The organism is Herbaspirillum sp. Her2 (genome assembly GCF_057961375.1).
In genome coordinates this window covers 659,397-684,446 of the sequence record NZ_CM176331.1, presented here as the reverse complement: position 1 = coordinate 684,446, position 25,050 = coordinate 659,397, and the positions used below count along the sequence as shown (strand labels likewise).

Sequence of the window (25,050 nt, the reverse complement as noted above, 5' to 3'; positions counted from 1 at the left end):
AATCGCTCCTGATGCCGGGATCAGCCCAGGGCGGCGATCATGGACTTGGCGCGCGCCACCTGGGCGTCGTTGCCGCCGCGCATCACTTCTTCCAGCAATTCGCGGGCGCCGTCCTTGTCGCCGATTTCTTCATAGGCGGCGGCCAGGTCCAGCTTGGTGGTCATTTCCTGCTCGAAGGCCGATTCCTCGTCCTCTTCCAGGATGTTGGCCGCCGACGGGGCCGGGGTGTCTTCTGGCAGGCTCAGGTCGAGGTCGGCCAGGGTCGTGGCAGCCGGCGCATCCTCCAGGCTGTCCAGCAGCATCGAGGCCGAGGCCGCGCCGCTGGAGGCCGGCAGGATGGGCTCGTCGGCATCCGGCTTGGCGCCATTTTCCAGATCCAGGTCGAAATCGATGTCCTTGCCCAGGTCCATGGTGGCCGCCGGCGCCGGCGTGGCTTCCGGCTGTACCTCGGCCGCCTTGAAGTCGGACAGGTCGAATTCCATGCCCGCGGCTTCTTCCGGCTCAGGCTCCGGCTCGGCCGGCGTGCCACCATACAGCGGATTGGTCGGATCGATGGTGAGGCCCAGCGCAGCTGCCTTGACCCAAGCTTCGTTGAGGCCACCGCTAAGGGCATGCAGGTTCAGCGCCACGCGGTTGAAATTGTCCACGTCGCCGCGCTTGGCATAAATCTCCAGCAGCTTGGCGTGCAGGGCCTGGCGCTCGGGCTGCGTCTGCAGGGCCAGCTTGAGGATGTCCTCGGCCTGTTCGTCGCGGCCATAGGCGATGTACATGTCGGCCTCGGCGATCGGGTCGACCGGCGGCTCTTCGACAGGTGCCGCCACCACCGGTGCCACGACCGCTTCGGCGGCGGGCTCAGGCTCGGCCACCGGAGCGGGCTCAGATTCAGGCTCGGGCTCGGGTGCGACGGCAGCCACCGCCGCCACGGGTTCAGGTGAAGGCGCAGGCTCAGGCTCGATGGCAGGTTCAGCCGGTCCGTCCTCGGATTTCTTCTTGCGGCGGCGCATGGCCAGCACGCCGCCACCGACTGCCAGCAGCGCGACCAGGACGCCCGCACCGGCCACGATGTAGGGATTTTCCTTGATCTTGTCGACGAAACCACCGGACTTGGCGGACTTGTCCGCCGGAGCCGCCGCAGCAACGGGAGCCGGGGCAGGCGCAGCGGCCGGCATCGGCTTGTCCTCGGGCTTGGTGTCGCCACCCTCGGCCGGCTTGTCGGCGGCAGGCGCGGCCGTTGCCTCAGCTGCCGGTTTGGCGGCCTCCGCCTCCTTCTGCTGCTGCGCGGTCAGGTCGGCGATGGTCTTGTTCTTCAGCTCCAGCAGTTTCTGGAGGTTGTCGACGTTCTTTTCCAGATCCTTGACGCGGTCATTGGCTTCGGCCAACGCACGTTCGCTGGCGGCCTTGTCCTCGGCAGCGGCGCCCGCGTTGCCAGTCTTGCCACGGCCCTTGTTGGCGCGCGAGAGCTCCAGGCGGTCCCGTGCATCCTGGGTGCCGGAACGCTCCTCTACCCGCGCGGTGATCTTGCCCCCGCCGCTCTGGCGATTGCTGCCCGCCTTGCCGGCCGGCGCATTGGCGACCTGGCCTGCCAGCTTGTTGCGGTAGGCGTTGAAGTCCTGGGCCTGCGCAACGACCATGCCGCGCGCTTCGTCGCGGTCGACGGCGGCAGCCGTGGGCTGGTCGGGGATCGACAGGATCTTGCCCGCCCGCAGACGGTTGATGTTGTTGCCCTGGAATGCGTCCGGATTGGCGCGGTACAGCGCAATCAGCATCTGATCCAGCGAGACATTGGGCTGCTGGTTGCGGTTGGCGATGCTCCCCAGCGTATCACCGGGCTTGACGCGATAATCGGCGCTCTTGCCGCCACTGGCTGCGGCCGGGGCTGTTGCGGGGGCGGCCACGCTGCCGGAGGCGGCAGGACCGGCGGCCGGCGCGGTCGCCATGGCATCCGGGCTGGCCGAAGCCGGGGTATTTTCGGGGGCGGCCTGCTGGCGGCGGATCAGTTCTTCGGCCAGCGGCGAAGGAGCAGGACGCTGCACGATGCTGGTGGCCGGCTCTTCACCGCTGACCGGGATCGCCGCACTGGCCATGGGCGCAGCCGCGGCAGGCGCAGCAGCCGGTGCAGGCGCTGCGGCGGGTTCAGCCGCAGCAGGTGCCGCCATCGCAGCTGCCGGCGCTTCGGCAGCCGCCGCAGGAGCTGCAGCAGGGGCCGGCGCAGGGGCGGCGGCCGGTGTTGCAGGTGACGCGGCCGCAGCCGCCGTGGCGGCCTGGGCATTGCCCGGTGTCAGCGGCGCGACCTGGGCGTTGCGCGGGGTCTTGCTGTCCGGAGGATCGAGCAGAAAAGTATATTCACGCAACTGCCGCGCTTCGCCCGAACCCAGTTCCAGCAACAGGTCGACGAAGGGATCGCTGACCGGCTGGGACGAACTGATGCGGATGACATGACGTCCCTGCCGCTGCTCCAGCACGATCGACAGCGAACTCAACACCGGGTTGTAGTCCATGTTGGCGCGGCGGAAGGCTTCCGCCGGTGCCAGGCGCGCCGTAAGCTTGCCGGCCTCGTCGGCACCGACGGCGGTGACCTCGATCTCCGCACGCAGCGGCTGGCCCAGCGACGAGAGCACGGTCAGCTTGCCCAGAGCGGCGGCCTGCGCCCCCAGCGGCAAGGCCATGGCCAGCGCGATGGCAGCGCTGAGTGTCTTCATCTGGGACAGGGGAAGCTTCTTGTTGGTATGTACAGGCATGTTTTGTTTGGCTTAGAGAAACGTTCCGCTTCAAACCCGTCACGCTGGCGTTCAACCCGGTGCTGGCCTGGGAATGCCGTACCACTCCGTGAATGGGGCAGATGCCGCGCGGCCTGCAACCCGGCCTGCGCCACTCCTTGTCCGTGCCGGCTTGCTGTTGTCACGGCTTTTCTGGCAGGCCAGCGGACGGAGCAGATCCATTTCATCAAATCCAGCAGGCGTCCGTCCGGGGCGCTGCCACATGTTGGCTTTCATGAAATGGATTGGCTTTTCAAATTAACATCAAGAACTTACACCCGCAAGTGTACTTACTTTCTCAAGATGAGAAAAACCCGCCAGCATCCACTCGCATGGACGCTGGCGGGCTATTGTTGCAGACTGACAACGCGAAAGGCAAGTCCTATTCGCATTGCAGCAACGCAGCGGGTGCAGTGACCGGGATGAATCCCGGCCGCCGACATCACTCCAGGTTGCCCAGGATGATGCGCAGCATGCGGCGCAGCGGCTCGGCCGCGCCCCACAGCAGCTGGTCGCCGATGACGAAGGCGGAGATGTATTCCGGCCCCTGGTTCAGCTTGCGCACGCGGCCCACGCCGATTTCCAGGCCGCCGGTGATGGACGCCGGGGTCAGTTCCTTGACCGTGACGGCGCGGTCATTGGGCACCCACTTCACCCACTGGTTGCCGGCACGGATGATGGACTCGATCTCGGCCAGGGGCAGGTCGCGCTTGAGCTTGATGGTCAGCGCCAGGCTATGGCAGCGCATCGCGCCGATACGCACGCACAGGCCGTCCACCGGGATGATCTGCTCGTTGCCCAGGATCTTGTTGACTTCAGCCTGGCCCTTCCACTCTTCCTTGGACTGGCCGTTTTCCAGCTGGGCGTCGATCCAGGGGATCAGGCCGCCAGCCAGCGGCGCGCCGAAGAATTCGGTCGGCACGTCTTCACGGATGGTCTTGGCAACCTTGCGGTCGATGTCCAGGATGGCCGAAGACGGGGTTGCCAGCTCATCGGCCACCGCCGCGTTGATGACGCCCATGCCCTTCAACAGCTCGCGCATGTGGTTGGCGCCGCCGCCGGAAGCGGCCTGGTAGGTCATGGAACTGACCCACTCGACCAGGCCTTCCTTGAACAGGCCGCCCACGCCCATCAGCAGGATGGAGTTGGTGCAGTTGCCGCCGATGTAGTTCTTCACACCCTTGGCCAGCGCATCCTTGATGACGTTGTTGTTGACCGGATCCAGCACGATCACGGCATCATCCTTCATGCGCAGCGAGGAAGCGGCGTCGATCCAGTAGCCATCCCAGCCAGCGGCGCGCAGCTTGGGGAAGATCTCATTGGTGTAGTCGCCGCCCTGTGCGGTGATGATGATGTCGCATTTCTTCAGTTCTTCAATGCTGTTGGCGTCTTTCAGGGTCGTTGCCGTTTTGGCAAACGACGGCGCCTTGCCGCCCGCATTCGAAGTCGAGAAAAACACCGGTTCGATGTGATCGAAATCACCTTCATCCTGCATGCGTTGCATCAGGACCGAACCCACCATTCCACGCCAGCCAACCAAACCAACCAGTTTCATCATCTTTCCCTATTTAGAACTTCCATGGTGAACAAATCAGATTGAACACATTTGCGCCGGACCATCCGGCATTTCAAGCATCTGGCCGCACCGGTTGGGGCGCGGCCAGACGACGTTGATCTCAGGCGAGGGCCTTGACCACGGCTTCACCCATCTGCTGGGTGTTGACCTTGGTGCAGCCTTCTTCATAAATATCGGCGGTGCGCAGACCTTGCGCAAGCACTTTCTTCACGGCGTTCTCGATGCGGTCGGCCTGCTCGGCACGGTTCAAGGAGAAGCGCAGCATCATCGCTGCCGACAGGATGGTCGCCAGCGGATTGGCGATGCCCTTGCCAGCGATGTCCGGGGCCGAGCCGTGTGAAGGTTCGTACAGGCCCTTGTTGTTGGCATCCAGCGAGGCCGAGGGCAGCATGCCGATCGAACCGGTCAGCATGGCGGCGGCGTCCGAGAGGATGTCGCCGAACATGTTGCCGGTGACGATGACGTCGAAGTTCTTCGGTGCCTTCACCAGCTGCATGGCGGCGTTGTCCACGTACATGTGCGACAGCTCGACGTCCGGGTATTCCTTGCCGACTTCGGTGACGATGTCTTTCCAGAACTGGAAGGTTTCCAGCACGTTGGCCTTGTCCACGCTGCACAGGCGCTTGCCGCGCTTGGCGGCGGCTTGGAAGGCGACGTGGGCGATGCGGCGGATTTCCGGTTCCGAATAGCGCATGGTATCAAAACCTTCACGTGCGCCCTTGAACGGACCGTCCGGCGCTTCGCGCATGCCGCGCGGCTGGCCGAAATAGATGTCGCCGTTCAGTTCGCGCACGATCAGGATGTCCAGGTTGGCCACCAGCTCGGGCTTCAGGGAAGAAGCACCGGTCAGTTCCGGATAGCAGATCGCCGGACGGAAGTTGGCGAACAGCTGCAGGTGCTTGCGCAGGCCAAGGATGGCTTGCTCGGGGCGCAGGGCGCGTTCCAGCTTGTCGTACTTCCAGTCGCCCACCGCACCGAAGAGAATGGCGTCGGCTTCCTTGGCCAGCTTCAGGGTGCCGTCCGGCAGCGGATGGCCGTGCGCTTCATAGCCAGCGCCGCCGACGGGGGCGGTTTCCATCTCGAACTTCTCGTCCAGGGCATTGAGCACGCGGACGGCTTCGTCGACGATCTCGGGACCGATGCCGTCACCCGGCAGGATAGCAATCTTCATGGTTTCTCTTTCTCAGTGTTTCCAGCCGTGCTGGAAGACGTTCTTGGAATAAGTAACGACAGTAACGACAAGGGCGGCCATCTGACCGCCCTTTGCTGTTGTCTCGACGATCCTCTTCAGATCGTGTTGCTCAGCCAGGGCTGTTCGTGCAGGTGTTTCTCTTCGTAGGCACGAATGGTGTCGGCTTTGCGTAGGGTCAGGCCAATGTCATCGAAACCGTTCAGCAGGCAGTACTTGCGGAATTCGCTGATGTCGAACGGATAGACTTCGCTGCCATTGGTGGTGCTGACGACCTGTTTTTCCAGGTCGATGACCAGGCGATAACCCGGGAAGGCCTTGACTTCATTGAACAGGTGATCGACCTGTTGTTCGGTCAGGACGATGGGCAGCAGGCCGTTCTTGTAGCAGTTGTTGAAGAAGATGTCGGCAAAGCTGGGCGCGATCACGGCGCGGAAGCCGTACTGGTCCAGCGCCCAGGGCGCATGTTCGCGCGAGGAGCCGCAGCCGAAGTTCTTGCGCGACAACAGGATGGACGAACCCTGATAACGCTCCTGGTTGAGCACGAAATCGGGATTGAGCGGACGCTTGCTGTTGTCCATGCCCGGCTCGCCATGGTCCAGGTAACGCCATTCGTCGAACAGGTTGGGGCCGAAGCCGCTGCGCTTGATCGACTTCAGGAATTGCTTGGGGATGATCGCATCGGTATCGACGTTGGCGCGATCCAGCGGCGCCACCAGTCCTTCATGCACGATAAATTTATTCATGAGCTTGACCTCGGGTCGGCGGGGCGATGCTGATTGCTCTGCCCTGCCCTTCCTGTTTCCTGTTCAAAAACTGAAGCTGCGGCACGCTGGCCGCAGCCTTGCACTGTCTGATCCTGCGTTTTTCTGCTTATTTCTTGCTGGCGTCCTGCATCTTCTCGCCGACCTTTTCGACATCCTTGCCAAATCCGTTGACGGTATTGCAACCAGCCAGCGCCCCCAGGGCGACGGCCAGCAGAACCAGAGCGGAGATATTTTTCATGGTTGTATTCTCTCGAAAAGATTCACAAGCCCGTGCTTACAGAGAACGCACGTCCACGAAGTGACCGGCAATGCCAGCCGCCGCGGCCATGGCCGGGCTCACCAGGTGAGTACGGCCACCGGCGCCCTGGCGTCCTTCGAAATTGCGGTTCGAGGTCGAGGCGCAGCGCTCGCCCGGTTCCAGGCGGTCGGCATTCATGGCCAGGCACATAGAGCAGCCCGGTTCACGCCATTCGAAGCCGGCATCGCGGAAGATCTTGTCAAGACCTTCACGTTCTGCCTGTTCCTTCACCAGGCCCGAACCCGGCACCACCATCGCCAGCTTGACGTTGGAGGCGCGGAACTTGCCACGCACCACCTTGGCCGCTTCGCGCAGGTCTTCGATGCGGGAATTGGTACAGGAACCGATGAAGACCTTGTCGATGCGGATGTCTTCAATGGGGGTGTTGGGCTTCAGGGCCATGTAGGCCAAGGCCTTTTCCATGCCGTCGCGCTTGGTCGGGTCCTTTTCCTTGTCGGGATCGGGAACGCGGGCGTCGACTGCCACCACCATCTCGGGCGAGGTGCCCCAGGTGACTTGCGGCTTGATCTCGGCGGCGTTGAGCGTGACGACCAAGTCGAACTTGGCGCCCTGGTCCGAATGCAGGGTGCGCCAGTACGACACGGCGCGCTCCCAGTGCGGGCCGGAGGGCGAGAAGGGACGGCCCTTCAGGTATTCCAGAGTGGTGTCGTCGAAGGCCACCATGCCGGCACGGGCACCCGCTTCGATGGCCATGTTGCAGACCGTCATGCGGCCTTCCATGGACAGCGAACGGATGGTCGACCCGGCGAATTCGATGGCGTAGCCGGTACCGCCTGCGGTACCGATCTTGCCGATCACGGCCAGCACGATGTCCTTGGCGGTGACGCCGGCCGGCAGCGCGCCGTCGACCTGCACCAGCATGGCCTTGGACTTGCGCGCCAGCAAAGTCTGCGTGGCCAGCACGTGTTCGACTTCGGAGGTGCCGATACCATGGGCCAGCGCGGCGAACGCGCCGTGGGTGGAGGTGTGCGAGTCGCCGCAGACCACCGTCATGCCCGGCAGCGTGGCACCTTGCTCAGGGCCGATCACGTGCACGATGCCTTGACGCTTGTCGTTCATGCCGAAATACGTCAGGCTGAATTCTTTTGCATTGCCATCCAGCGTTTCGACCTGCAGGCGCGAGATCGGGTCGGCGATGCCTTGGGCGCGGTCAGTGGTGGGGACGTTGTGGTCCGCCACCATCAGGTTGGCCGAGTTCCGCCAGGGTTGGCGACCGGCTAGCTTGAGGCCTTCGAAGGCTTGCGGGCTGGTCACTTCATGGAGCAGGTGGCGGTCGATATACAGGATGGCGGTACCGTCATCTTCCGTATGAACGACGTGCGACTCCCAGAGTTTGTCGTAAAGCGTCTTGAGCATGTTGCGGTCCGGCGGAAACGAGAAAGGGATGCTGAACGGGAAAAATAGCGTTTGATTATGCCATAAAGCGACAGGTCTGACCTCCCTGCCGTGTTTTCCGCCGCGTCGCAGCAACAGGGAATAATGCTGCAAGGCAGCAGAAAAAGCGCAGAACTTGCGGCAGACATGAAAAAACCGGCATTTCTTCCGTGCAGGAAGCGATGCCGGTTCGGTCTTTCCCGAAAACGCCGGGATCAGCGCTTGCGGGTCTGCTGGTACAGCGGTTCCACACGCTGGGCGTAGACCGTCAGGTCGGCGATGCGCTCGCTGCTGGAGGGGTGGGTGGACATGAACTTCATCGGCTCATCGCCGCCCAGGCTGGCCATCTTCTGCCACAGCGTGACGGCGGCCTTGGGGTCATAGCCGCCGCGCGCGGCCAGTTCCACGCCGATGCGATCGGCTTCGGTTTCGTTGGCGCGCGAATTGGGCAAGCCCATCAGGCCCATGTACAGGTATTGGCCGCCCTGCTTGCCGACATCGCCCAGGCCCAGCAGGGCGGCACCGATGGAAATGGCGGAATTGGCCACCACCTGCTGCGAAGCGCGCTCGCGGGCATGCTCGCGCAGGGCGTGGGCGATCTCGTGACCCATCACGGCCGCCAGTTCGTCGTCGGTGATCTTGAGCTTGTCGATCAGGCCGGTATAGACCGCGATCTTGCCGCCCGGCATGCACCAGGCATTGGTCTCATCCGAGGTCAGCACGTTGACCTCCCAGTTCCACTTCAGCGCATCCGGGCGGAACACGCCGGTCTGCGGGATCAGGCGGTTGGCGATGGTACGCACGCGCTGCGCCTGGGCGGCATTGCGGTTGAGCAGGCCCTTGCTCTTGGCTTCGGCCAGTACCTGGGCGTATTCCTTGGCCGAGGAGGCTTCCATCTCGGCCGAGGACACCAGCATCTGCTGCTTGCGATCGATGCCGACGGCACCGCCCTGCGTGGTTTGTACGGTTTCGCAAGCCACCAGCCCCACCAGGGCTGCAGCCAGCAGACTGTTCTTGATGATAGGTTTAAGCACCATGCCCGCCTCCATTGAGTAATTGATATTGATCTCGGGTCCCGGTCTGCTGGCGTGCGTGTTGCCGTCAGTCAGCCGTGAGCCGCTTCGACCCGGCTCTTTGCAAATTGTTTCAGACAAGAAAAAACCGGCGACCGCATGTGCGATGGCCGGCTTCCTGGCAGGACTTTCCGGCCGCTCAGCGCAGGGCCGGCGTCTCAACCTTCACATCGCCGCATTGTGCGCGATGACGCAGGGCGTGATCCATCAGCACAAGGGCCAGCATGGCTTCGGCAATGGGAGTCGCGCGAATGCCCACGCAGGGATCGTGGCGGCCGAAGGTTTCCACCGAGATTGGCTCGCCGTTCTTGTCGATGGACGGGCGCGGCGTGCGGATGCTGGAGGTCGGCTTGATGGCAATCGAGGCGGTGATGTCCTGCCCGGTCGAGATGCCGCCCAGGATGCCGCCGGCGTTGTTGCCGACGAAACCTTCCGGGGTCAGCGCATCGCCGTGCTCGGAACCCTTCTGCGCCACCGCAGCGAAACCGGCGCCGATCTCCACGCCCTTGACCGCATTGATGCCCATGAGCGCGTAGGCGATCTCGGCATCGAGCTTGTCATACAGTGGTTCGCCCAAACCCACCGGCACGTTCTGCGCCACCACGTCGATGCGCGCGCCGATGGAATCGCCCTCCTTGCGCAGGCCATCCATGTAGTCTTCCAGGCGTTCGATGATGCTGGCGTTGGCGGCGAAGAAGGGGTTGTTGGGCACGTGCTCCCAGGATTCGAAGGGAATCGCGATCTCGCCCAGCTGGCTCATGCAGCCCTTGAAGGTGGTGCCGTATTTCTCGAACAGCCACTTCTTGGCGATGGCCGCCGCGCCCACTACCGGGGCGGTCAGGCGCGCCGAGGAACGGCCGCCGCCGCGCGGATCGCGGATGCCGTACTTGTGCCAGTAGGTGTAGTCGGCATGGCCGGGACGGAAGGTATCGAGGATGTTGCCGTAATCCTTGCTGCGCTGGTCCTGGTTGCGGATCAAGAGCGCAATCGGCGTGCCGGTGGTCTTGCCTTCATAGACGCCGGAGAGGATCTCCACCGTATCCGGCTCCTGGCGCTGGGTCACGTGGCGCGAGGTGCCGGGACGGCGGCGGTCCAGTTCGGGCTGGATGTCGGCTTCGGACAGCGTCATGCCCGGGGGGCAGCCATCGATCACGCAGCCGATGGCCGGGCCGTGGGATTCGCCGAAGGTGGTGACGGTGAAGAGCGTGCCGAAAGTATTGCCGGACATGATGGAATTCGCGCAAAAATAGGGGAAGCCGCGATTCTACCAGCCTCGGCCGATGCCGACGAGCCGCACCAGGCGGCAGGCTCCCCCTCAGGCAGGCTTATTTCCAGTCGCCGCGCAGCGCCCGGACCTGCTCCTGCAGCCCTTCCGGGCTCACGGCGTCGGGCGCAATCGGCTCACCGACCGCCAGCTCCAGCCGCGAGAACAGCCCGCGCTTGAAGGTGCGTGCCACCGGATTGCTGGGGTCGCGCGAAAACAAGCTGCCCCACAGCCCGCGCAAGGCCATGGGAAGGACCGGTACCGGGCTGCGGTCAATGATCTTCTGCACGCCGCCCTTGAAGGGATTCAATTCGCCATCGCGGGTCAGCTTGCCTTCCGGGAAGATGCACACCAGTTCACCCTCGTGCAAGGCCTGGGCGATATCGACGAAGGCCTTTTCGGTCAGCCAGGGATCCTCCTTGACCGGTGCGATCGGAATGGCGCGCACATTGCGGAACAGCCAGGACATCACCGGAATCTTGAATATCTGGTGATCCATCACGAAACGCACCGGGCGCGGGCTGGCGGCCATGATGGCAATCGCGTCGACATAGCTCACGTGATTGCACACCAGCACGGCCGGTCCTTCATCAGGAATGGCCTGGCCGTTGATGATGCGCACCCGATAAAAGGTGTGGATGAGGATCCAGGCCAGGAAGCGGATCAGGAATTCCGGCACCAGCGAGAAGATGTAGACCGCCACCACGCCGTTCATGATGGCCGTGGCCAGGAAGATCTGCGGGATCGTCAGCCCGGCCTTGAGCAACACCATCGCCACCACGGCCGAGACCACCATGAACAGCGCATTCATGATGTTCATCCCGGCGATGGTGCGGGAGACGTGGGCCGGGTCGCAGCGGGTCTGGATTAGCGCAAACAACGGCACGATGTACAAGCCGCCAAACAGGCCGATACCCAGGCAATCGAACAGGATGCGCCAACTGCCGCCCTGCGCCAGGAAGCCGCCCAGGTCCAGCATGGCCGACGGCGTGACATAGGCCTGGCTGGCGAAATACAGCTCCAGTCCGAACACCGACAAACCGATGGAGCCGAAAGGCACCAGCCCGATTTCCACCTTGTGCCCGGAAAGCCGCTCGCACAGCAGCGAACCGGCACCGATGCCGACCGAGAACACCGCCAGCAGCAGCACGAAGACGCTGTGGTCGCCATGCAGGTAGTTCTTCGCATAGACGGGGAATTGCGCCAGCATGATGGCCCCGTAAAACCAGAACCAGGAATTGCCCAGCAGCGACAGGAACACTGGCCGGTTGCGGCGCGAATAACCGAGGTTGCGCACGGTCTCGGTGAAGGGATTCCAGTTCACCTTCAGGTCCGGCACAGGGGCCGGCGAAAGCGGAATGCGCAGGCTGGCCAGCCAGCCCAGCACGGCGATACCGATGGTGATCCCGGCCACCAGGTGCAGGCCCCAGGGCTTGTGCACGACCAGCACCGCACCCAGGATTTCACCCAGCAGGATGCCGACGAAGGTGCCCATTTCGATCAGGCCATTGCCCCCGACCAGTTCCTCGCGCTTCAACTGCTGCGGCAGGTAGGCGTATTTCACCGGCCCGAACAGGGTCGAATGAACACCCATGCCGATCACGGCGGCGATCAGCAGCCACAGGTGATGCGTCATCCAGCCATAGGCGGCAACGCACATGATGGCGATTTCGAGCAGCTTGACGAAGCGTGCCACCCGGCCCTTTTCCAGCTTGTCGGAGAGCTGGCCGGAGGTGGCCGAAAACAGGAAGAACGGCAGGATGAACAAACCCGGGATGAGGTTGTTGAGCAAGCCCGGATCCATGTCCGTCCAGGACAGCGCGTCATAGGTGAGGATGGTCAGCAGCGCCGTCTTGAACACGTTGTCATTCAAGGCCCCCAGGAACTGGGTCCAGAAGAAGGGAGCGAAGCGCCGTTGGGAGAAGAGCGTGAACTGGCTGTTCTTTTGCATGGGCAATCAGGTGAGGGAGGAAGCGCGCAGTCTGCGCCGCGCGGGTCAGGATTGGCAACAATACCAAGGGACAAGGGGTAACGGGCAATAAAAAACCGCTCCAGCAGGAACGGTCATGACGGCAGCGCCTGCACCGGGCAGGCGGCTGCCAACAACAAACGAAAGCGCAGAGCGTTCAGCTGTTGCCTTCGCGCTCTTCTTCCTCGGCCGGCCAGTCGCGGATGTAGGCCTTGAGCATCTTGTTCTCGAAGCCCTGCGCATCCAGCACCGCCTTGGCCACGTCGTAGAAGGACATGACGCCCAGCACGGTACGGGCTTCCATCACCGGCACATAGCGCGCGTGCTTTTCCAGCATGATGCGGCGCACTTCGTTCAGGTCGGTATCCGGGGTGACGGTGATGGGCGCATCGTTCATGTGCTTGCGCACGGTCGAGCCGCCCAGCTCGCCGCCGTTTTTGTGCAGCGTCAGCAGCACTTCGCGGAAGGTCAGCATGCCGACCAGGTCGCCGTATTCCATCACGACCAGCGAGCCGATGTCTTTCTCGGCCATGGCGGCGACCGCCTCCTGAATCGGGGTTTCCGGCGTGACGGTGAAGAGGATGTTGCCTTTGACCTTGAGGATTTCAGAGACTTTCATGATGTCGTCCTGGTTTGGTTATATGAAGCTGTTTTGACTGTAGGCGATGACGCCGGGAAAATCCAATTCATGGGGGCAACAGGATAACTGATCCTGCCCGCAACCGCAGCGGACGCCTCCTCCACGCCCTCCTGGCGCGCTGGAAATCACATGGTACGGGCAAGGGCGACATTTGGGCAACCCGCAAAGACGCTGCTGCGCAGTATTTCCCTGCAGAATTTAAGTTTTACAGCTGAAGCTTGCTTCAGCACAAGGATTGCAAACGGGCGCGGCGCTGACTACTCTGAAAGGGTCAGGACTCTTCGGAGAAGACCATGGCCGCTACCCTGCCCGAACGCCATTACGCCAGTTTCAGCGAGTTCTATCCGACCTACCTCAGCGAGCATGCGCACCGGGTCAACCGGCAACTGCATTTCCTGGGGTCGACGCTGGCGCTGTTGAGCCTGTTGCTGCTGCTGATCACGCACCAGTGGTGGTGGCTGGCGGTGGCGCTGTTCTGCGGCTACGGTTTTGCCTGGGTCGGGCATTTCATGGTGGAGAAGAACCAGCCGGCCACCTTCCGTCATCCGTTCTATTCCTTCATGGGCGATTGGGTGATGTACTGGCAAATGCTCACCGGGCAGGTGTCCTTTTAGAAACCTTCATAAAAGGGCCGACAAGGGCTGATCCGGGCGCCTTGGCGTCGGGTCAGCGCTCCCACAGACGCCGGCGCGCCTCCAGCGGCACCGCAGCGTGGGGCATGGCGGCCACGGTGGCGGCGACTTCTTCCTCGGCCACCCGCCCGGCCTGACAATACTGCTCCAGCGACTGCGCCAGCTCGGCGTTGATGGCATCTTCCACCCGCGCCACCAGCGCTTCTTCCTCTCCGGCCTGGGCCAGTACGGCAGGATCGAACACGAACAGGCGATACACCCGCGCCAGCTGGATGGTGCTGGGATTGGCCACCAGGGTCCAGCGATCCATGTCATCGGTAATGCGGCGGTTCCAGCCGCGACGGCTGCGGCTGCCCGACTCCGGCTTGACCGAGGCCACCCAACCCTCTTCGCTCATGCGCGCCAGCAGTTGCTGCAATTCGCCCAGGCCCAGCCGGGTGGCGCGCCGCACCTCCTCCATGCTGACCACGGCCGACTCCACCCCCACGCGCGCCGCGTGCAGGAATTTCAGGACCTTGACCGCATCGATGAATTCCGCGCCCGGCGAGGGGACATGCCACCAGCGTTCATAGCGCACCACCGGCAGCGCCGCCGTCAGCAGCGCCCCGAAGAGCGTGATCATCCACATCATGTAGATCCACACCAGGAAGATCGGCAGCACCGCCACCGTGCCATAGACCATGGTGTAGGTCGGGAACTGCAGGATGTAGGCGGCGAAGAGCCGCTTGGCGATTTCCAGCCCGATACCGGCCAGCAGGCCGCCGGCGGCCGCATCGCGCCAGTCCACGGTCTGGTTGGGCACGGTGCTGTAGAGCAGCGTATAGGCCAGCGTGGAGAGCATCAGCGAGACCAGCGTATAGAAGCTCGCGCCCAGCCACGGCAGGCTCTTGACCGCGCCGCCGGTGGCGGTCGACAGATACGAGGTCACGCTGATGGAGACCCCGATCAGCAGCGGCCCCAGCGTGATGATGGCCCAGTACACCAGCACCCGCTGCACCAGCGGGCGCGACTTCTTGACGCGCCAGATCTGGTTGAACACGCTCTCGATGGTGGACATGGTCAGCACCGAGGTCAGGATCAGCAACACCCCGCCCACGGCCGAGATGCGCGCCGATTTGGCGGCGAACTGGTTGAGGTAGCCAAGGATGGTGTTGGCCACGCCCTTGGGCATGAGGTTCTCGACGAAATAGGCTTCCAACGAGGCGCGGAAGGTCGAGAACAGCGGGAAGGCCGTAAACAGTGCCAGCGCGATGGTCAGCATCGGCACCAGCGACAGGATGGTGGTGAAGGTCAGGCTGCCGGCCACTTGCGGCAGGCGATCTTCGCGCAGCCGCCGGCCGGCGAAGCGCAACAGGTCGCTGAACTGCTCACGGGTCAGACCACGCATACGGGACAAGGAAAAACGCAAAGAAGACATCCGTTCGACTTCATCGGAGACGCCGCACCCGCAGATGCGCCGCCCCATCGGGGTTGAATCAGGCCGCATGACGGCGCGCAGGCTTGCTGCCGGCCAGACGACAAGTTTGGCGATTATCGCCCAAGCGGGCAGCAAAATCCCGCAAAAAGGCAAAGCAGGCCCAAAGTTTCTGCTTCCTCATGGTGCAGATGAAGAAAAAGCGGGGACACTCAGGCTTTTCCTGCTGTCTGGGAGCAAAAAAACGGAAATATAATAAGTCACATGATGACCTCTTCGACCGCTACTTCCGTGCAGACCTCCTCCAACGCCACCATCCTGGTGCTCTACTATTCGCGCCATGGTGCCACCCGCAAGCTGGCCGAGCTGATCGCCCAGGGCGTGGAAAGCGTGCCCGGCTGCGATGCCCGCCTGCGCACCGTGCCGGCGGTTTCCACCGTCACCGAAGCGGTGGAACCGGACGTGCCAAGCTCCGGCGCGCCCTACGTGGAGGCCAGCGACCTGGCGGAATGCGATGGCCTGGCCCTGGGTTCGCCCACGCGTTTCGGCAACATGGCAGCGGCCATGAAGTATTTCTGGGATGGCACCTCGCCGCAGTGGCTCTCCGGCGTACTGGCGGGCAAGCCGGCCTGCGTCTTCACCTCCACCGGCAGCCTGCATGGCGGCCAGGAATCGACGCTGTTGAGCATGATGCTGCCCCTGCTGCACCATGGCATGCTGATTGTCGGCCTGCCCTATTCGCATCCCGAGCTGATGAATACTTCCAGCGGCGGCACACCTTACGGTGCCAGCCACTGGGCGGGCGTCAACGGCAATCAGCCGCTGTCGGACGACTCGCGCACCCTGGCCATCGCGCTGGGCAAACGGCTGGCAGAAAACGCCATCAAATTACGGAGACTATCATGAACAGCAGTGCGCGCTACTTCCACCTCGGAGCCAGTTCCAGCCTGATCGCCCTGATCCTGCTCTGTCTGGCGTGGGAACTGGTGCTGGCCCCGCTGCGACCGGGCGGTTCGTGGATGGTGCTCAAGGTCGTGCCTTTGCTGCTGCCGCTGCGCGGGGTATTGAAGCGCGATGTCTACACGCTGCAATGGTCGTCCATGCTGATCCTGGTGTACCTGGCGGAAGGACTGGTGCGCGCCACCAGCGACAGTGTCCATGCTTCGGTGCTGCTGGCCTGGGCCGAAGTGGCACTGACCACGCTGTATTTCGTCTGTGCACTGGCGTATTTGCACCCGTTCAAGAAGGCCGCCAAGGAAATTGCCCGCCAGGCGATCCAGAAGGCCTCCCAGTAATACACACCGCTTCCCCACATCGATAGGGCGCGCCACTGCACGTGGCGCGTTTCGCTTTCATGACCGACTTCCTCGCTGCCTGCCGTACCGCCATCGGTGCTGCTTATGTCCTCACCGAAGCCGCCGACACCGCCGGCTACCTGACCGACCAGCGTGGCCGCTACACCGGCCGTGCCCTGGCCGTATTACGCCCGGCTGATACGGCCGAAGTGGCGGCGCTGGTGCAACTGTGCGCGCACCATGGCATCCCGCTGGTGCCGCAAGGGGGCAACACCGGCCTGGTGCTGGGCAGCGTGCCCGACCAGCAGGGCAATGCCGTGGTGCTCTCGCTGCGTCGCCTGAACCACATCCGTGCGGTGGACCCGGTCAACAATACGATGACGGTGGAAGCCGGCTGCGTATTGCAGCATCTGCAGGAACAGGCGGCGGCGGTCGAACGGCTGTTCCCGCTGTCGCTGGCGGCCGAAGGCAGCTGCACCATCGGCGGCAATCTCTCCACCAATGCCGGCGGCACCGGCGTGCTGCGCTATGGCAATACGCGCGAGCTGTGCCTGGGGCTGGAAGTGGTGACGGCCGCGGGCGAGATCATGAGCAGCCTCAAGGGCTTGCGCAAGGACAATACCGGCTACGACCTGCGCGATCTTTTCATCGGCGCGGAAGGTACTCTGGGCATCATCACCGCTGCGGTAGTGAAACTCTTCCCGCAACCGCGCGCGCAACTGACTGCACTGGTAGCGCTGCAATCCCCGGCGCAGGCGCTGCAACTGCTGCAGCAGGCGCAAGCGCGCTGTGGTTCGGCCTTGACCGGTTTCGAGCTGATGTCGCACTTCTGCCTGCAGCTGGTCTGCAAGCACTTCCCCGACCAACGCCTGCCCTTCAGCCAGCCGCATCCGCAATACGTGCTGCTGGAACTGTCGGACAACGAATCCGAAGACCACGCCCGGGCGATTTTTGAAACCCTGATTGGCGAGGCCCTTGAACAGGGTTTGGTGGACGATGCCGTGATCGCCGCCTCGCTGGCCCAGTCCAGGGCCTTGTGGCGACTGCGTGAAAGCATCTCGATGGCACAGGCGCACGAGGGCAAGAACATCAAGCACGACATCTCGGTGCCGATCTCGCGCATCGCCGAATTCATGGAAGCGACCGATACCCTGGTGCAGCAGGCCGCACCGGGTTGCCGCATGGTCAGTTTCGGCCACCTGGGCGATGGCAACCTGCACTACAACGTCTCGCCGCCGGTGGGCGTGCCCGATGCCGATTTCCTGGCGCGCCAGGGCGACATCAACCACGTGGTCCACGACAGCGTCGACCGCTTCGGCGGCTCGATCTCGGCCGAGCATGGATTGGGAGCGCTGAAGCGCGAAGAGATCCTGCGCTACAAGTCACCGGTGGAACTGCGTCTGATGCGCGCCATCAAGCAGGCGCTGGATCCGCAGCAATTGATGAATCCGGGCAAGGTGCTGTGACGCCACTTTGAAGCAGGTATCAACAAAAAGGGACGGACGCCAGTACGAGCCGTCCGCCCCAACCTCCCCCTCAGGAGCCTGCCTGAAACGCTCAAATTCCTTGCGTTTCCCTATGTCGTGATCTTTGCATCAAGCGCGCTTCTCCAATTCGAGGAATAGCAGGCGATGCCACAGCCAATTTGTGAATTCAGGCCGCCGTCTTGTGCTCGGCGGCATGGTCGCGCATGGTCTGCAGGAACAGGTCCGGTGCCATCGGCCGTCCCAGCAGATAGCCCTGCATGGCGTCGCATCCGACCTGGTGCAGGAACTCCTGCTGGCGCTCGGTCTCCACGCCTTCGGCGACGATGCGCAGATTCAGCGTCCGCCCCAGGGCCACGATGGCCGATACGATGGCGGCATCCTCGGTGCCTTCGCTCAAGTCGCGCACGAAGCCGCGATCGATCTTCAGTTCGTTGGCCGGCAGGCGCTTCAGGTACAGCAGGCTGGAATAGCCGGTGCCGAAATCGTCGATGGAGATCTCCACGCCCAGGTCGGCGATCTGCTGCAGCGTCTGCAGGCTCTGCTCGGTATTGTTCATGGCAGTCGACTCGGTCACCTCCAGCGTCAGGCAGGACGGCGGCAGCTGGTGTTTCTCCAGGGCAGCACGCACCACGTCCAGCAGATGCGGATCGGCAAACTGCACCGGCGAAAGATTCACCGCAATCTTCCAGTCGGCATAGCCCAGGGTCAGCCACTCATGCATCTGGCGACAGGCTTCATCCAGCACCCAGGCCCCGATCGGGATGATCAGGCCGGAACGCTCGGCCAGGCCGATGAACTCATCCGGCCCCACCAGTCCGCGTTGCGGATGCTGCCAGCGCAGCAGCGCCTCGGCCCCCAGCACCGGACCATCAAGCAGGCTGAACTTGGGCTGGTAGACCAGCCGGAATTGCTTGCGCTCCAACGCCACCCGCAGGTCCTGCAGCCACTGCAGCTGATGATGCGCATTGGCATTCATCGACGGTTCGAAGAAGTTGTAGCCGTTGCGGCCGGCGCGCTTGGTGTGATACATGGCGGCGTCGGCGTTGATGACCAGGTCGTGGCGCGTGGCCCCGTCCTCCGGGTAGATGGCGATGCCCACGCTGGCCGACACGCGCAGCTCCTGCTCGGCCAGGCGGAACGGCAGGTTGACCACTTCCACCAGCTTCTCGGCCACCGGCATGGCGTCTTCCGGCTGCGCCAGTTCCACCAGGATCACGAATTCGTCGCCACCCAGCCGCGCCACCGTATCGTGTGCGCGCATGGCACCAGTCAGGCGCTGCGCCACCTCCACCAGCATGCGGTCGCCCACATGGTGGCCGAGCGAGTCGTTGATGGCCTTGAAGCCATCCAGATCCATGAACATCAGCGCGAAATGTCCCTGGCTGCGTGCGGCCTTGTTGATGGCCTGGCTCAGGCGGTCTTCCAGCAGGGTGCGGTTGGGCAGCTTGGTGAGATGGTCGTGCAGCACCATCTGCGTCAATTCTTCATTGGCTTCGGCCAGCGAGCGCGCCAGCTTGGCGGTACGCGACTCCAGCCGCGCATCCAGCACCGAGGTCAGCAAGGCGATGCTCAGCACCGCCAGCGTGACCACGATGACCAGGATCGCCAGCCAGCCGGTCCCCACGCCCTCGCGTGCCGACAGGCACACCGAACCGTTGGGAAAAGTGGCAGCCGCCATGCCGGTGTAATGCATGCCGACGATGGCCACGCCCATCACCACCGAAGCGCCGGCGCGCGCGGCTTTCACGTAAGGGGTATTGCGGCGCAGGCTGAAGGCGATCCACAGCGCTGCCGCCGATGCCGCTATGGCGATCAGGATGGAAGCGATGAACAGCACCAGGTCGTAATCGATGCCCGGCGTCATGCGCATGGCGGCCATGCCGGTGTAATGCATGCCGGCAATGCCGGTCCCCATCAGCAAGGCGCTGCCGAACAGCCGCCGCAGCGGCAATTCGCTGCGGGTAACGATCCACAGCGCATAGCCCGAGGTGGCGATGGCGATGAGCAGCGAGAGCGTAGTGATCCAGACATCGTAGCCCAGCGCGATGGGCAGCCGGAAAGCCAGCATGCCGATGAAATGCATCGACCAGATCCCCAGCCCCATGGCCACCGCACCGCCGGCAAGCCAGAAGCGTGCGGCACGCGAATGCAGATGGCTGGTGGTGTTGATGCGCTCGGCCATGTCCAGCGCCGTATAGGAGGCGAGGATGGCCACCAGCAGGGAAACGACCACCAGCGGCTTGTCGTAGTTGGCGATGAGCATGGCGAAGAGTGATGCCTGTGAAAAACGGGATTGAGCGAAGGTCGCTGGAAGGCAGGTGATTCGGTGCGCGCACGCACCGGCACGTCCCGCCCCGGCAAACAGCTTGGCAACATGGAGGACTTGTCATCAAGCTTAGGGGGCGGCGCATTGTCACACAATCAGGAAATACCCGTTATCAAAATGGCATTTTCCGTCGACCAAACCTTACCCGAACGAGGCAAACAAACAACATTTCGTGACCAACCGCATGCCAAATTGATCATTTGGTCAGGATTGCGCCTCCCAAAGGCATACGGAGGTCAGAAGATGTCGATGGAATGGCAACTTTATGGAGCGCCGCTGATCTCTTGTCACGGCAGTCCGCGCATCGCCGCCCGACGTGCGCCCGGCCGCCCTTCGCGCCTGCACGCCACCGAACAAGCTGCAAAACGACAACAAAACACAACAAATCGACAACAAGGACAACATGCTGAACTTACCCCACTCCCGTCTGCATCCGCACCAGGACGGCCTGCCGGCCCGTAGCCGTCTGTCGCGCCGCGTGGCGCTGGCCTTGTGCGGTGTGGCCGCACCGCTGTGGCTGGCCGCTCCGGCGCATGCCGGCATTTCGATGGTGCAGCCGCCCAAGCGCATCGATGCCACCAAGCCACTGGAACTGACGCTGCTGGTGTCCGAGGATGAGCAGGCCCAGCGCACCTATCAGTTGCCCGCCACGCTGCTGGTGGCGGCCTCGGCCGACATGATTCCGCCGCAGCAGATCGCCCTGCAGCGCGTCGATGGCGAAGACAGCCTGACCCTGAAGCAAGGTGAGTTCCGCAAGGTGCGCTACCGCGGCGAGTTGCCGCGCCGCCTGCGCGGCATGGTGCGTATCGAACCGATCGGCATGGATGCTTCGCCGGTGCTGGTGGCGGTGGTGCGCCCGGATCCGTCGCTGGGCCCCTTGCCGGAGTCGCCCGACCTGATCAACACGCCGCTGGCCGATTCGACCAGCAAGGTCGCGCCGGTGGCCCCTTCGGCCACGGTATTTACGCCGGGTGCCAATGCCTCGCCCATCGACAGTGCACCGGCAGCTGAGGACATCCTCTCCAACAATCGCCGGCTGTCCTTCAATGAGCCGATGTATTTCACGGTGGGGCACAACAATGGTGATACCAATGCGCGCTTCCAGCTCAGCTTCAAGTTCCGCGTGTTCGTGCCGGACGATCCGCGCTCGCGCGGCCTGCTGGACAATCTCTACCTGGGCTACACGCAATTCTCGCTGTGGGACCTGTCGGCCCCCTCGGCCCCCTTCCGCGATACCAGCTATCGCCCCAGCCTGTATTACTACCTGCCGGACGTGGGCATACAGAACCGCGTCTTCAGCCGCATCGGCATCGCCACCGGACTGGAGCACGAGTCCAATGGACGCGACGGCACGGCCTCGCGCAGCATCAATACCTACTTCATCGAGCCGACCTTCAACTTCGGCAATCTCAACGACTATCACTTCAAGGTCGCGCCCAAGGTCTATGCCTATCTCGGCCCGACCCGCGACAACCCGGACATCGCCGACTATCGCGGCCACCTGGACCTGAAGCTGGCCTATGGCAAACCCGACGGTCTGGAAGTGGCGACCATGCTGCGCAAGGGCAAACTGGGCGGCAAGTACAGCGCCGAAACCCAGGTCACCTACCCGCTCTCGCGCCTGCTGCCCGGTACCGCAGGCTATCTGATGGCCAGTTACTTCTACGGCTATGGCGAGAGCCTGCTGACCTACAACCAGAAGGATCATCCGCAACTGCGCATCGGTTATGCGCTGTGGCGATGAACATCGTGTGAGCGTGCTTCGCGGGGCATGATGCAAGCAAAACGGGGATGCCTTGGCATCCCCGTTTTTTTCCGTTCCTTGGGTACCGCTTGCAGAAGACGGTGGACTCAGGCCACCGGCGTGCGCATCGTCACGAACTCTTCGGCGGAGGTCGGATGGATGCCGATGGTGGTATCGAACTGCGCCTTGGTGGCACCGCATTGCAGGGCCACTGCAAAGCCCTGGATGACTTCGCCGGCATCGCCGCCGACCATGTGCACGCCGAGCACCTTGTCGGTCTGCGCATCGACCACAAGCTTCATGAAGGTGCGTTCGGTATTGCGCGAGAGGGTGTTCTTGAGCGGCTTGAAGTCGGTCTTGAAGATTTTTACTTCACCATGGGCTTTTCGCGCCTGTTCCTCGGTCAGTCCCACGGTGCCCACATTGGGATGACTGAACACCGCTGTCGGAATGTTCTGATAGGACATCACGCGCTCGCCCTTGCCGAACAGGCGCGCCACCACCACCATCGCTTCGGCCAGCGCCACCGGCGTCAGGGACACGCGGTCGATCACGTCCCCCACGGCGAGAATCGATGGCACGTTGCTCTCGAAATTCTCATTGACCACCACGGCGCCGTTTTCCTTCAAGACGACACCGGCCTGCTCCAGCCCCAGGCCGCGTGTATTGGGCGTACGCCCGGTGGCAAACAGCACGCACTCCGCCGCCACGGTTTCGCCATTGGTCAGGCGCACCTGCTTGACGCTGTCTTCGGCCGCATGCGGTCCTTCTATGGCCGCGATGCTGGCATCGAAGACCAGGCGGATGCCCTTCTTGGCCATTTCATCGGCCAGGTGGATGCCCAGGTCGGCATCCATGTTGCGCAACAGGCGTTCGCGGCGATAGACCAGCGTCACGTCGCTGCCCAGGCCATTGAGGATGGACGCCAGTTCCACGGCGATGTAGCCGCCGCCCAGCACCACCGCGCGTTTCGGCAGGCCCTTGAGATGGAAGAAATCGTCCGAAGTGATCCCCAGCTCGCTGCCCGGGATCTGCGGCTTGTCGGGATGGCCGCCGGTGGCCACCAGGATGTGGCGGGCCGTGAAGCGCTTGCCTTCCACGTTCACCGTATGCGCATCTTCCACCGTGGCGAAGCCGCGATGCAGGCTCACGTTGGCGCCATCGAGCAGACGCTGGTAGATGCCGTTCAGGTGCGTGATCTCGCGGTCCTTGTTGGCGATCAGGGCCGACCAGTCGAAGGTGGGTTCGCTGTGCAGGGTCCAGCCGTAACCGGCGGCATCGGCGAAATCCTCGTGGAAATGGGCGCTGTAGGACATCAGCTTCTTGGGGATGCAGCCGACGTTGACGCAGGTGCCGCCCAGATCGCCCTTCTCGGCCAGCCCGACACGGGCCCCGGCCTGGCCGGCGAAGCGCGCTGCGCGCACGCCACCGGAACCGCCGCCGATGGTGAAGAGATCGTAATCGTATTGGCTCATGGTTTCTCCAGAGAGTGGCCGCAGCCCCCTGGCCACGCCCATTGTTGGTCTTTGCGTGCTTGGGTTATGCGGGCGGAAGCGCGCTTTGCAAGTCCGTGCGGCGCCGGCCATCGAGCGCCCGCATCACCAGCAGCACCGGCGCCAGCCCCACCAGCACGATGGACAAGGCCGGCAAGGCCGCCTCGCCCAGGCGCTCGTCGCGCGCCAGGTTGTGTGCAATCACGGCCAGGGTATCGGTATCGAAGGGGCGCAGCAGCAAGGTCGCCGGCAGCTCCTTGACCACATCGACGAACACCATCAGCGCCGCCACCGCCAGCGACCGCCACAACAGCGGCATGTGCAGGCGCCAGGCAATCACCGCGCGCGAACTGCCCAGGGTGCGCGCCGCTTCGTCGAGACTGGCCGGAATACGGGTGTAGCCGGACTCCACCGACTGCACCGCAACCGCCGTGAAGCGTACCAGATACGCGTAGATCACGCCCAGCGAGCTGGCCGTGAGCAGCACACCCAGGCCCGCGGCCGGCCACAGCGCCTGCAGCCAGGCCACCGGCAGCAGGATGCCGACCGCGATGACCGAACCGGGAATGGCATAGCCCATGCCGGCCAGGCGTGCGGTCAGGCGCAGCACCAGCCCCTGCAGGCGCGGCAGGTGCGCGCCGCGCAGCGCGAAGCAAAGGCCCAGCGCCAGCACGATGGCCGCCAGCGCCGCCATGCCGCCGAAGCGGAAGCTGTTCCACACCCAGCCGGCGTAGCGGGCCAGATCGAAGGCGGGCATGGCGGCGTCGCTGCTGCCCCACTGCCCGGCCCACAACTGCAACAGGATCGCCACCGGCAGCACGAAGCCCAGCACCACCGGCAAGCCGCACACCGTCCAGGCCGCCAGCGTCTGTGCGCCGGACAATTGCGGCAGGCGCGCTTCGGCCCCCTCGCTGCCGCGCGCACCGCGTGTGGCCGCAAAGCGCATGCGGCCCTGCTCGCGCCGCTCCAGCCACAGCAGCACCGACACGAAGAGCAGCAGCAGCGACGCGTACTGGGCGGCGGCAATGCGGTCATCCAGTACAACCCAGGCCTTGTAGATGCCGGTGGTGAAAGTGGTCAGGCCGAAGTAGGCCGAGACACCGTAATCGGCCAGCGTTTCCATGAGCGCCAGCGCCGCCCCGGCCGCCAGGGCCGGACGCGCCAGCGGCAAGGCCACTCGCCGGATGCGTTCGGATAGCGGCGTGCCCAGCATGCGGGCAGCCTCCATCAGGTGCATGCCGCGCTCGGAGAGCGCATTGCGCGCCAGCAGGTAGGCATAGGGATAGAGCGTGAAGACGAACATGCACACCGCCCCCGGCAAGCCGCGCACATCCATGCGCCAGCCCGGGAACCAGCCGCGCAGCGTGCTCTGCACGGCCCCCGCGTATTGCAGGAAATCGGTATAGGCATAGGCCGACACGTAAGCCGGCATGGCCATCGGCAACAGCAGCGCCCAGGACAGCCAGCGCCGTCCGCGAAACTCGAACAGGCTCACCGTCACCGCCGCTGCACCACCGACGATGACCACGCCCAGCGGCACCATCAGCGCCAGCCAGCCGGAGGTGGCCAGGTAGCCGGGCAATACGGTCTGCATCTGCTGGCGCAGGTTGTCGATGCCGGCCGCATCCAGCCCGAACCAGGCAGCGAGGATGCCGAAGAGCGGCAAAGCGATCAGGACAGCGAGCAAACCGATGATGTGCATAAACGGGAACGGCCAAATAAAGAATTGCCA

20 protein-coding genes are annotated in these 25,050 nt (G+C 63.7%); 6 read left to right on the top strand and 14 right to left on the bottom strand.

The window, feature by feature from the left end:
* Positions 1-20: 20 nt before the first annotated feature.
* The 10 genes from ACWHXP_RS03095 to ACWHXP_RS03050 form a co-directional block, all read right to left on the bottom strand.
* Complete coding sequence (locus ACWHXP_RS03095) at positions 21-2,699, bottom strand: motility hub landmark protein FimV (protein WP_489634532.1); 2,679 nt, start codon at positions 2,697-2,699, stop codon at positions 21-23.
* Between the two features lie 499 nt (positions 2,700-3,198).
* Positions 3,199-4,311: an aspartate-semialdehyde dehydrogenase gene (asd, locus tag ACWHXP_RS03090; protein WP_039784953.1), complete on the bottom strand. Its 1,113-nt coding sequence runs from the start codon at positions 4,309-4,311 to the stop codon at positions 3,199-3,201.
* A gap of 121 nt (positions 4,312-4,432) precedes the next feature.
* Positions 4,433-5,503, bottom strand: coding sequence for a 3-isopropylmalate dehydrogenase (gene leuB, locus ACWHXP_RS03085; protein ID WP_017452965.1), 1,071 nt, complete (start codon positions 5,501-5,503; stop codon positions 4,433-4,435).
* Positions 5,504-5,619: 116 nt separating this feature from the next.
* A complete protein-coding gene (leuD, locus tag ACWHXP_RS03080) occupies positions 5,620-6,267 on the bottom strand; it encodes a 3-isopropylmalate dehydratase small subunit (RefSeq protein ID WP_034333116.1) in 648 nt (215 codons plus the stop codon).
* A gap of 127 nt (positions 6,268-6,394) precedes the next feature.
* A complete protein-coding gene (locus ACWHXP_RS03075; protein WP_489634533.1) occupies positions 6,395-6,526 on the bottom strand; it encodes an entericidin A/B family lipoprotein in 132 nt (43 codons plus the stop codon).
* A 36-nt stretch (positions 6,527-6,562) separates the two neighbouring features.
* Complete coding sequence (leuC, locus tag ACWHXP_RS03070; RefSeq protein WP_034333111.1) at positions 6,563-7,963, bottom strand: 3-isopropylmalate dehydratase large subunit; 1,401 nt, start codon at positions 7,961-7,963, stop codon at positions 6,563-6,565.
* A 233-nt stretch (positions 7,964-8,196) separates the two neighbouring features.
* Complete coding sequence (locus tag ACWHXP_RS03065; protein WP_205703693.1) at positions 8,197-9,018, bottom strand: M48 family metallopeptidase; 822 nt, start codon at positions 9,016-9,018, stop codon at positions 8,197-8,199.
* A 175-nt stretch (positions 9,019-9,193) separates the two neighbouring features.
* Positions 9,194-10,282: a chorismate synthase gene (gene aroC, locus ACWHXP_RS03060; protein ID WP_209534444.1), complete on the bottom strand. Its 1,089-nt coding sequence runs from the start codon at positions 10,280-10,282 to the stop codon at positions 9,194-9,196.
* Positions 10,283-10,379: 97 nt separating this feature from the next.
* Complete coding sequence (locus tag ACWHXP_RS03055) at positions 10,380-12,269, bottom strand: MFS transporter (protein ID WP_209584086.1); 1,890 nt, start codon at positions 12,267-12,269, stop codon at positions 10,380-10,382.
* A gap of 175 nt (positions 12,270-12,444) precedes the next feature.
* Positions 12,445-12,906, bottom strand: a complete 462-nt coding sequence (locus tag ACWHXP_RS03050) for a CBS domain-containing protein (RefSeq protein ID WP_121045023.1) — start codon at positions 12,904-12,906, stop codon at positions 12,445-12,447.
* Between the two features lie 314 nt (positions 12,907-13,220).
* Between ACWHXP_RS03050 and ACWHXP_RS03045 the strand changes: the two genes are divergently transcribed.
* Complete coding sequence (locus ACWHXP_RS03045; RefSeq protein WP_034338162.1) at positions 13,221-13,541, top strand: Mpo1-like protein; 321 nt, start codon at positions 13,221-13,223, stop codon at positions 13,539-13,541.
* A gap of 52 nt (positions 13,542-13,593) precedes the next feature.
* On the opposite strand, the gene ACWHXP_RS03040 is transcribed toward ACWHXP_RS03045, so the two are convergent.
* Positions 13,594-14,946 carry a YihY family inner membrane protein gene (locus ACWHXP_RS03040; RefSeq protein ID WP_245202196.1) on the bottom strand — a complete coding sequence of 451 codons (1,353 nt, stop codon included), beginning with the start codon at positions 14,944-14,946 and terminating at the stop codon, positions 13,594-13,596.
* A 64-nt stretch (positions 14,947-15,010) separates the two neighbouring features.
* Between ACWHXP_RS03040 and ACWHXP_RS03035 the strand changes: the two genes are divergently transcribed.
* The 4 genes from ACWHXP_RS03035 to ACWHXP_RS03020 are packed head-to-tail and all read left to right on the top strand — an operon-like array spanning position 15,011 to position 17,734.
* The gene (locus ACWHXP_RS03035; protein WP_134222974.1) at positions 15,011-15,229 is read left to right on the top strand and encodes a hypothetical protein; all 219 of its coding nucleotides are present in this window, start codon (positions 15,011-15,013) and stop codon (positions 15,227-15,229) included.
* A gap of 8 nt (positions 15,230-15,237) precedes the next feature.
* Positions 15,238-15,879, top strand: a complete 642-nt coding sequence (gene wrbA, locus ACWHXP_RS03030; protein WP_489634534.1) for an NAD(P)H:quinone oxidoreductase — start codon at positions 15,238-15,240, stop codon at positions 15,877-15,879.
* Complete coding sequence (locus ACWHXP_RS03025) at positions 15,876-16,268, top strand: DUF2069 domain-containing protein (RefSeq protein ID WP_489623439.1); 393 nt, start codon at positions 15,876-15,878, stop codon at positions 16,266-16,268. Before wrbA ends, ACWHXP_RS03025 begins: the two co-directional genes overlap by 4 nt.
* Positions 16,269-16,327: 59 nt before the next feature.
* Complete coding sequence (locus tag ACWHXP_RS03020) at positions 16,328-17,734, top strand: FAD-binding oxidoreductase (protein WP_489634535.1); 1,407 nt, start codon at positions 16,328-16,330, stop codon at positions 17,732-17,734.
* A gap of 187 nt (positions 17,735-17,921) precedes the next feature.
* Here ACWHXP_RS03020 and ACWHXP_RS03015 read toward each other — a convergent pair whose 3' ends face one another.
* A complete protein-coding gene (locus ACWHXP_RS03015; RefSeq protein ID WP_209567677.1) occupies positions 17,922-20,018 on the bottom strand; it encodes a putative bifunctional diguanylate cyclase/phosphodiesterase in 2,097 nt (698 codons plus the stop codon).
* 466 nt (positions 20,019-20,484) lie between these two features.
* Here ACWHXP_RS03015 and ACWHXP_RS03010 point away from each other — a divergent pair, with 466 nt between their 5' ends.
* Positions 20,485-21,825, top strand: coding sequence for a phospholipase A (locus tag ACWHXP_RS03010; protein WP_227022812.1), 1,341 nt, complete (start codon positions 20,485-20,487; stop codon positions 21,823-21,825).
* A gap of 107 nt (positions 21,826-21,932) precedes the next feature.
* On the opposite strand, the gene gorA is transcribed toward ACWHXP_RS03010, so the two are convergent.
* Together gorA and ACWHXP_RS03000 are read right to left on the bottom strand one after the other, a co-directional pair.
* Positions 21,933-23,300, bottom strand: coding sequence for a glutathione-disulfide reductase (gorA, locus tag ACWHXP_RS03005; protein ID WP_489634536.1), 1,368 nt, complete (start codon positions 23,298-23,300; stop codon positions 21,933-21,935).
* 64 nt (positions 23,301-23,364) lie between these two features.
* On the bottom strand, positions 23,365-25,020 hold the full coding sequence (locus ACWHXP_RS03000; RefSeq protein WP_489634537.1) for an ABC transporter permease: 1,656 nt from the start codon (positions 25,018-25,020) through the stop codon (positions 23,365-23,367).
* Positions 25,021-25,050: the final 30 nt, after the last annotated feature.

What these genes read in the sequence shown, in the direction of transcription:
- ACWHXP_RS03095 (WP_489634532.1), bottom strand. Translation starts at nt 2,699, where the DNA reads ATGAAGACACTCAGCGCTGCCATCGCGCTGGCCATGGCCTTGCCGCTG.
- asd (WP_039784953.1), bottom strand. Translation starts at nt 4,311, where the DNA reads ATGAAACTGGTTGGTTTGGTTGGCTGGCGTGGAATGGTGGGTTCGGTC.
- leuB (WP_017452965.1), bottom strand. Translation starts at nt 5,503, where the DNA reads ATGAAGATTGCTATCCTGCCGGGTGACGGCATCGGTCCCGAGATCGTC.
- leuD (WP_034333116.1), bottom strand. Translation starts at nt 6,267, where the DNA reads ATGAATAAATTTATCGTGCATGAAGGACTGGTGGCGCCGCTGGATCGC.
- ACWHXP_RS03075 (WP_489634533.1), bottom strand. Translation starts at nt 6,526, where the DNA reads ATGAAAAATATCTCCGCTCTGGTTCTGCTGGCCGTCGCCCTGGGGGCG.
- leuC (WP_034333111.1), bottom strand. Translation starts at nt 7,963, where the DNA reads ATGCTCAAGACGCTTTACGACAAACTCTGGGAGTCGCACGTCGTTCAT.
- ACWHXP_RS03065 (WP_205703693.1), bottom strand. Translation starts at nt 9,018, where the DNA reads ATGGTGCTTAAACCTATCATCAAGAACAGTCTGCTGGCTGCAGCCCTG.
- aroC (WP_209534444.1), bottom strand. Translation starts at nt 10,282, where the DNA reads ATGTCCGGCAATACTTTCGGCACGCTCTTCACCGTCACCACCTTCGGC.
- ACWHXP_RS03055 (WP_209584086.1), bottom strand. Translation starts at nt 12,269, where the DNA reads ATGCAAAAGAACAGCCAGTTCACGCTCTTCTCCCAACGGCGCTTCGCT.
- ACWHXP_RS03050 (WP_121045023.1), bottom strand. Translation starts at nt 12,906, where the DNA reads ATGAAAGTCTCTGAAATCCTCAAGGTCAAAGGCAACATCCTCTTCACC.
- ACWHXP_RS03045 (WP_034338162.1), top strand. Translation starts at nt 13,221, where the DNA reads ATGGCCGCTACCCTGCCCGAACGCCATTACGCCAGTTTCAGCGAGTTC.
- ACWHXP_RS03040 (WP_245202196.1), bottom strand. Translation starts at nt 14,946, where the DNA reads ATGCGTGGTCTGACCCGTGAGCAGTTCAGCGACCTGTTGCGCTTCGCC.
- ACWHXP_RS03035 (WP_134222974.1), top strand. Translation starts at nt 15,011, where the DNA reads ATGCGCCGCCCCATCGGGGTTGAATCAGGCCGCATGACGGCGCGCAGG.
- wrbA (WP_489634534.1), top strand. Translation starts at nt 15,238, where the DNA reads ATGATGACCTCTTCGACCGCTACTTCCGTGCAGACCTCCTCCAACGCC.
- ACWHXP_RS03025 (WP_489623439.1), top strand. Translation starts at nt 15,876, where the DNA reads ATGAACAGCAGTGCGCGCTACTTCCACCTCGGAGCCAGTTCCAGCCTG.
- ACWHXP_RS03020 (WP_489634535.1), top strand. Translation starts at nt 16,328, where the DNA reads ATGACCGACTTCCTCGCTGCCTGCCGTACCGCCATCGGTGCTGCTTAT.
- ACWHXP_RS03015 (WP_209567677.1), bottom strand. Translation starts at nt 20,018, where the DNA reads ATGCTCATCGCCAACTACGACAAGCCGCTGGTGGTCGTTTCCCTGCTG.
- ACWHXP_RS03010 (WP_227022812.1), top strand. Translation starts at nt 20,485, where the DNA reads ATGCTGAACTTACCCCACTCCCGTCTGCATCCGCACCAGGACGGCCTG.
- gorA (WP_489634536.1), bottom strand. Translation starts at nt 23,300, where the DNA reads ATGAGCCAATACGATTACGATCTCTTCACCATCGGCGGCGGTTCCGGT.
- ACWHXP_RS03000 (WP_489634537.1), bottom strand. Translation starts at nt 25,020, where the DNA reads ATGCACATCATCGGTTTGCTCGCTGTCCTGATCGCTTTGCCGCTCTTC.